The sequence below is a fragment of the Frankia sp. CcWB3 genome, assembly GCF_977927595.1.
In genome coordinates this window covers 1-6487 of the sequence record NZ_CDWRCK010000113.1, presented here as the reverse complement: position 1 = coordinate 6487, position 6487 = coordinate 1, and the positions used below count along the sequence as shown (strand labels likewise).

The following is a 6487-nucleotide window of genomic DNA, read 5'->3' as shown; positions in this document are numbered from 1 at the left end:
ATCATCGCAGGTCACAGGCCTGTGGAGGGTTCGAAACGCGCAAGTTATTTCATTTCGACTCCTAGGAGCTGTTCGACGGGAACGTGGTCGACGCCAAGCTGGGGAATCCGGTTGATCGTGGCCTGCGCCTGGCCATCGCTGATCTTGTTGCCGAGAGCGAGCCCGCGCATGACCGAGAACAGCTCGATCTTCCAGTGCTCGGGAGCCGCCCACTCTGGGTCGGCGCTCAGGATCGAGCGGGCCCGTCGCCCTCGGTCGTCGGCGTAGACGAGGGCGTTGGCGAGCACGGAAGCGTCCACTACGACCATCCGGAACCGTGCGCTCCTGGCTCGTCCGTTGATGTCGCCTCGACGTGCATGGCGCGGGCGGCTGCCAGCACGTCGGCGGCGGCTGGAGCATCCACGCCGGCGCCGCCGCCCGCCGCGAGTTCGTCTTCCACAGCAGCGAGGACCTGCTGGTTTCGAGCATACCGGGCCTGTCGGGTGAGTACTCCGAGTAGGAACGCCTGCAGTGACTGGCCTTGCTGGCGAGCGTACTGCGCGAGCGTGTCACGTACGTCTTCCGGTGCGTCGCGTACGGTGACTGCAATTGGCATGCCTGCATTATGACTGCAGAATGCAGGCTGGTCAAAGTCGGGTCGCGGTCGAGTACGAACTGCTCGGCGCGGCCGGGGTCACGGTCGTGGGAATGCCCGAGCTCGGCGAGCGGGCCCGCGCCATGAAGGCTCACCTGGCCGTCTGATCATCGACTGGATCGCCCGCGATGGTGCCCGGGTGGGCCGGTGCCCGCCCCGGCTGCCGCGCGGAGGTCGGTCCGGGCGATCTTCTTGCCCGCCGACGACGCATCCGGCGCGCCTTAACGGATATCGTAGGTGGCGCGGCGTCGCCGTGCCGCCACGCCGCTGGCTGATCGAAACCAAGGGCGCGCCATCCCTGTCAGCTGAGGTGGCTCAGCAGTTGAGGCGGCTGCGGCGGTGCGGTCGGCGCAACCGCGAGGGGGTGGGTCGGTGGGCGTGATTCGGGTGGAACCATACGGCGGCCGCGACTTCGACGTCGAGGTCGCGGAGGAGACGTCTCCGGGAGTCCGCGGGCTCTCCTTCAACTACCGGGTGCAGGTCGATGACAAGGTGCTCGCGGCGGTGGGGCTCTCGCCCGACGATGTGCCGGGCCTGATCGCGTTGGTCCGCGCGTCGTTCGCGTTCCTGCTCGCGCGGGAACCGGCCGGGTCCATCCTGCCCACCTTCGAGCTGTCCGAGATCACCCGCTACTTCCCGAACTATCCGGCGGAGATCGCCGGCAGCGTGCCGAGATGAGCGGGGCCGGGGCACCGGGGGACGTGGACGCTCTGCTGTTCGTCTCGTTCGGGGGTCCCGAGGGGCCCGGCGACGTGTTGCCGTTCCTCCGCAACGTGACCAGGGGCCGGGACATTCCCGCCTCCCGGCTGGCGGTCGTCGCCGAGCAGTACCACCTGTTCGGTGGGCGTAGCCCCCTCAACGAGCAGAACCGGGCGCTGGTCGCCGCGTTGCGTGCGGAGCTGCCCGGGCTGCCGGTCTACTGGGGGAACCGGAACTGGGCGCCCTATCTGACCGACACGGTCGCCCAGATGGCCGCCGACGGCATCCGGCGTGCCGCGTGCTTCGTCACCTCGGCTTTCTCGTCCTACTCGGGATGCCGGCAGTACCGGGAGGACCTCGCGGCGGCCGCCGCCGCGGTGGGGGACCGTGCGCCCGAGCTGGTGAAGCTGCGGCTGTTCTTCGACCATCCGGGGTTCGTGGAGCCGATGGTGGACCGCGGCGTCGCGGCGCTGGCCGACCTGCCGGCGAAGGTGCGTCCCGATGCCCATCTGATCTTCACCGCGCATTCGCTCCCCCTCGCGCAGGCCCGCGCCAGCGGGCGTGGCGAGGGCGCCTACGCTCACCAGCTGCGGGCTACCGCAGCGGTGATTACCGAGGGGATCGAACGCATCACCGGCGTGCGTCATCCCTTCGACCTGGCCTTCTGTAGCCGCAGTGGGTCGCCGGACGTGCCGTGGCTCGAGCCGGACGTGCGCGATCGGCTCGCGCGGCTGGCCGCGGCGGGGGCCGCCAGTGCCGTGATCATTCCGCTGGGATTCGTCAGCGATCACATGGAGGTCCGCTATGACCTCGACGTGGGGGCCCTGGAACGGGCGCGGAAGCTGGGCCTGCCGGCGACGCGGGCGGGCACCGTCGGGGTGGATCCGCGGTTCGTCTCGATGGTGGGAGAACTGATCGAGGAGCTGCGTCGTCCCGGCGGCGCCCGACGGTCGCTGACCGGCCTCGGGCCCTGGCCGGCGGACTGCCCCGCGCACTGCTGCGAGCCCTTCGGGCCGCCGCGGACCTGAACCCCCGCGGACCCGAATCCGGGGTGGTCCTGAAGCCAGGAGGGTGGGGGAGGGCGGACCGCATGGCGAGGCGGCCATACTGATGGTGAGCCGAGGCTGATGGGGAACCGATACTGATGGGGAACGAAGCGATCAGGACCGAACGACGAAGCGAGTCAAGGTAACGGAGCGATCGGAGATATGCGGCGCTACGTGTTCGAATCCCCGGAAAGGTTCGTGGTGGGAACCGTCGGCCAGCCGGGTGACCGGATCTTCTTCCTGCAGGCTGCCGGGCGTGGTCAGGTCGTGACGGTCGGTCTGGAGAAGACCGAGGTCACCGCCCTGGCGGAGGGGCTGACCGCGTTGCTAGGCCAGGTGGGCCAGACCCAGGGCATCGTGCTTCCGACCGCTTCGGACGTCGAGATCGATCTTGCCCCGCTGGATGCCCCGTTCGAGGAGGACTTCCATCTGGGCCAGCTCACGGTGTCCTGGGACGGCCACCGGGTCTTCGTCGAGGCGGCCGGGCTGTCCCCCGGGGAGTTCCGGCTCCCCGAGAGCGAGGACGAGCTCGACTCGTTGCGGGTGGGACTGTCGATCAAACAGGCCCGTGCCTTCATCGAACGAGCCCGCACGATCGTTGCCGCCGGGCGTCCACCGTGCGTCCTGTGCGGCCGCCCGGACGATCCGGCCGGGCACTTCTGCCCTCGGCTGAACTGATCGGAGCCGGCCGGAGCCGGCCGGGGCGGGCAGCCGGCGATCGTCAGATCGTCAGTTCGAGGGCGGCACAGGGGCGTACGTCGGGTCGAAGGCATCGTAGGCTGCTGCATAGGCGCGACGCACTGCCGCGGAAAGGTTGCGCAGCGCCGCGGACCTGCGGGCGATCTCGCTCGCGGTCACCGCGGCACCGTCGTCCCGGGCAGCGAGGTCGAGCAGGGCCGACAACCGCTCCGCCCGGGCCAGCAGGGCGTGCGCCCCCGGTGGATGACCCGGGCCCAGCCCCGGGCCCGGCTCCTCCTCCCCGCGGTCGCGCAGCAGGGCGAGCACCTCGGGGCGAGCGATTGCGATGTCGAGGTCGATGAGCGCGGCCGTCGTGGTGCGGATCGCGTTGCTGAGGTCGTGTTCCGCGGCGCGCAGGCCGGCTCCGGGCGGTGGCACGCGGGACGCGACGAGCACCCGCCAGTGCACCGACTCCAGCCGCCCCTCCAGGGCCGGCCCGTGCACGACGACCCCGGGAACGAGCACCAGCGGTGGGTTCGGGCCGATCACGATGATCGCCTCCCCGGCGGTGATCGCGTCCCTGTTCACCTCCGCCGGGCCGGGCAGGCCGGTGGCGTCCCCGGGGGCGGGCAGGACCAGCCGGAGCCGTTGCGCTCCGGCCGAACGCAGGGCTCCCAGGCCCAGCACGAGCGGCTCGTCGCCGAGGGTGTGCGGCGCCGCCTCGCCGCCGAGCGCGCGGTGCATCTGGGTGATGACGTCGTCGAGCCCGACGAGCCCGGCAAGCCACGCATTGCCCCATCCGGTGAGGACTCCGGACCGGGGCGACGCTGACAGGGCGGGAAGCACATTGCCTACCGTAGGCAATCGAGGAGCCTTCAGGCTCGCCGAGGAGGCCGTACCAGACCTTTTTCCGGGTGATAGCGCCATTTGTCGCCTCTGGGCAGGCACCGCCCGGCCAGCCAGGGCAGGCCCACGCTCAGCAGCCAGTAGGAATGCTCGATGATTCCTGGAGCCGGTTCCTCATGATCGGGTCCGTCCGGCAGACCCACGAGTGCTACCCCGGCGTGCGACAGACGATGGGCGAACGCCTGCGCGATCAGGCGGTGGCCGCGTGGCCCCGGGTGGATCCGGTCCACGTCGAAGCTGGACCGGCTGCGCACCGCAGGGTGCCCGCCGAGGTCGACCATCAACACCCCGGGGTCCGTCCGGGCCGCGGCATGGACCGCCGCGTTGAGCCGTTCGACCCGTTCGCTCAGGATCCGGCCGAACGGCGCCGGCACCGGGAGCAGCCGGCTGGGATCGGGCATGGTCGCGGTGAGCACGACGACTCCGTCAGCCCGCAGACGGCCCACCGTCCAGACCAGGTCCTGACGTAACCGCAGCGGATCGAACGTCGGTTTCAGCACGTCGTTCATGCCGGCGATCACGCTGGCGATCTGGGGGCCTAGCGACAGGGCGACGGGAAGCTGACGGGTACGCACGTCGTGCGTGGTCGCTCCCGTGGTGGCCAGATTGGTGAATTCCACGGCGCCGGCCGGGCCCAGGCACGCGGCGAGCCGGGCGGCGAAGCCCCGTCCTCCCGTCGCGGAGCGGCGGTGTTCGCGTCCCATCGTCACGCCGTCGCCGAGGCCGACCGTGATGCTGTCGCCCAGCGCGACGAACCGTCGGGATCCGGTACCGGAGTCCATGGCTCTGCCCGCCTTTCAGACCGCGAGTCAGGCCGCGAGCGGCGGCGCCGGTGGCTGCGGGAAGGCCGTGCCCGGGGCGGCCGGACCGGGCGAGTCGTGGCAGGCGAGGAAGCCCGCGACCGTGGTCGACCAGGGGAACTGCTCCGCGCGGGCCCGGGCCGCGACCCGGCGCGCGTGGACCTGCGCCGGCGAGGCGGACAGCAGGTCCACGACGGCGTCGGCGAACGTGAATCCGCTGCCCGCGGCGATCACGCCTACTCCCGGGACGATCAGTTCTGCGAGCGCACTGGCGTGGTGCACCACTGCCGGGGTGCCGCTGGCGAGCGCCTCCAGGGCGGTCAGCCCGAAGGTCTCCACCGGGCCGGGGGCGAGCGCGAGGTCGGCGGTCGCCAGCAGGCCGGCGAGCCGTTCCCGGTCGGCCACGAACCCGAGGAAGGTTACCGGCAGCCCGGCCGCATGCCGTTCCAGCCGGCCCCGATGGGCCCCGTCACCGGCGATCACCAGGCGCGCCGGCACCCGGCGGCGGACGAGTTCGGCTGCCGCGTCCACGGCGAGGTCGACCCGCTTCTCCGGTGCCAGCCGGCTGGCCACCACCAGCAGCGCCTCCTGGTCACGGGCGAAGGCGCGTCGCAGGGTCAGGTCGTGGTGAGCGGAGGAGAAACGGTCGAGCTCGACGCCGAGCGGAACGTGGCGCAGGTTGCCGGCGCCGATGCGGACGAACTCCGCCGCCGCCCAGGCCGTCGTCGCCACGACGGAGTCGAAGGCGGCCGCGAACGAAGCGTTCGCCCGGTCCGCGGCTGTCGAGACCGGCAGGACTCCCCGCAGCGGTGCGGGTGTCCAGGTGCCGAGCAGGCGGTCGAGCCGCTCGTGGCTGACGACCAGCGACGGCACCCCGCGACGGCGGGCCCATCGGGCTAGTGGACGCAGGGTCGCCCGGTCGTGGACCTCGAGCCGGTCGGGCCGTTCCCGGTCGAGCAGGTCGGTGACGCGCCACGGCTCGGTGATGATCCGGTAACCGGTTCCGGGTAGCCGGGGGGCGCGTAGTTGGAACACGCGGGCATCCGGCTGGACCAGTTCGGCGTCCTGCTCGCCCGGAATGATCTGGACGACCTCGTGGCCCGCCGCGGTGTAGCCGGCGGCGAGGTGGCGCAGTGTCGTCCGGATGCCGCCGGAGGCCGGCGCGACGAAGTTTGCCGCCTGCACGATCTTCATGCTGACCACCCGTCGTTTCTCGTCCCGGGCCGCTCGCGTGCGTCCCATCCGTCCCGTCGTCCGCCCCGCCGTCCGCTCCGTCCCTCAATGACCGGGCCGGGGTGCCTGAGGCGGCCGAAGCGGCCGGCCCCGCCGCCGGTGCCGAGCACGTCACGGTAGTGGCCGAGCAGCTCGTCGCCGACTGCGCTCCACCCGCATCCCACGACCGACTCCCGGGCCGCCGCACCCATCGCCACCCGGCGAGGGAGGTCGTCGGCCAGGGCCGCGACCTGCGCCCGCAGGGCCGCGGGGTCGCCGGGAGTGTAGTGCAGCCCGGTGCGGCCGTGCTCGACAACGTCGAGCAGCCCGCCCGCCGCGGGGGCGACCACCGGTACCCCGCTCGCCTTGGCCTCCTGCGCCGCCTGGCAGAATGTCTCGTGGATGCCGGTGTGGACGAAGACGTCGAGACTCGCGACCGCAGCCGAGAGCTCCTGCCCGGCGCGGAATCCGAGGAACGCCGCGTTCGGCATCGACCGGGCGAGGGTGGGGCG

Annotated in this window: 10 protein-coding genes; 4 read left to right on the top strand and 6 right to left on the bottom strand. The window is 71.9% G+C overall.

What is annotated here, in order from left to right:
* Positions 1-44: 44 nt before the first annotated feature.
* Both ACY5KJ_RS10670 and ACY5KJ_RS10665 read right to left on the bottom strand, forming a co-directional pair.
* On the bottom strand, positions 45-308 hold the full coding sequence (locus ACY5KJ_RS10670; RefSeq protein ID WP_462203278.1) for a type II toxin-antitoxin system VapC family toxin: 264 nt from the start codon (positions 306-308) through the stop codon (positions 45-47).
* Complete coding sequence (locus tag ACY5KJ_RS10665; protein WP_462188556.1) at positions 299-595, bottom strand: hypothetical protein; 297 nt, start codon at positions 593-595, stop codon at positions 299-301. Before ACY5KJ_RS10665 ends, ACY5KJ_RS10670 begins: the two co-directional genes overlap by 10 nt.
* A 20-nt stretch (positions 596-615) precedes the next feature.
* Between ACY5KJ_RS10665 and ACY5KJ_RS10660 the strand changes: the two genes are divergently transcribed.
* The 4 genes from ACY5KJ_RS10660 to ACY5KJ_RS10645 all read left to right on the top strand — a co-directional run bounded on the left by ACY5KJ_RS10660 (position 616) and on the right by ACY5KJ_RS10645 (position 3057).
* On the top strand, positions 616-741 hold the full coding sequence (locus ACY5KJ_RS10660) for a hypothetical protein (protein WP_462188557.1): 126 nt from the start codon (positions 616-618) through the stop codon (positions 739-741).
* Between the two features lie 265 nt (positions 742-1006).
* Positions 1007-1312 (top strand): hypothetical protein, encoded by a 306-nt coding sequence (locus ACY5KJ_RS10655; RefSeq protein WP_462188558.1) that lies wholly within the window; start codon positions 1007-1009, stop codon positions 1310-1312.
* Entirely contained in the window at positions 1309-2361 is a 1053-nt protein-coding gene (locus tag ACY5KJ_RS10650) for a ferrochelatase (protein ID WP_462188559.1), read from the top strand. Before ACY5KJ_RS10655 ends, ACY5KJ_RS10650 begins: the two co-directional genes overlap by 4 nt.
* Positions 2362-2541: 180 nt before the next feature.
* Positions 2542-3057: a DUF3090 domain-containing protein gene (locus ACY5KJ_RS10645; protein WP_462188560.1), complete on the top strand. Its 516-nt coding sequence runs from the start codon at positions 2542-2544 to the stop codon at positions 3055-3057.
* 51 nt (positions 3058-3108) lie between these two features.
* Here the strand turns inward: ACY5KJ_RS10645 and ACY5KJ_RS10640 are convergent, their stop codons facing one another.
* From ACY5KJ_RS10640 to ACY5KJ_RS10625, 4 genes are all read right to left on the bottom strand, one after another.
* Complete coding sequence (locus ACY5KJ_RS10640; protein WP_462203277.1) at positions 3109-3903, bottom strand: hypothetical protein; 795 nt, start codon at positions 3901-3903, stop codon at positions 3109-3111.
* Positions 3904-3932: 29 nt separating this feature from the next.
* A complete protein-coding gene (locus ACY5KJ_RS10635; protein ID WP_462188562.1) occupies positions 3933-4745 on the bottom strand; it encodes an SGNH/GDSL hydrolase family protein in 813 nt (270 codons plus the stop codon).
* A 27-nt stretch (positions 4746-4772) separates the two neighbouring features.
* Entirely contained in the window at positions 4773-5957 is a 1185-nt protein-coding gene (locus ACY5KJ_RS10630; protein ID WP_462188565.1) for a glycosyltransferase, read from the bottom strand.
* Positions 5954-6487 (bottom strand): glycosyltransferase (locus ACY5KJ_RS10625; protein ID WP_462203276.1); only part of this gene is annotated, 534 nt, incomplete at its 5' end. The genes ACY5KJ_RS10625 and ACY5KJ_RS10630, both read right to left, overlap by 4 nt.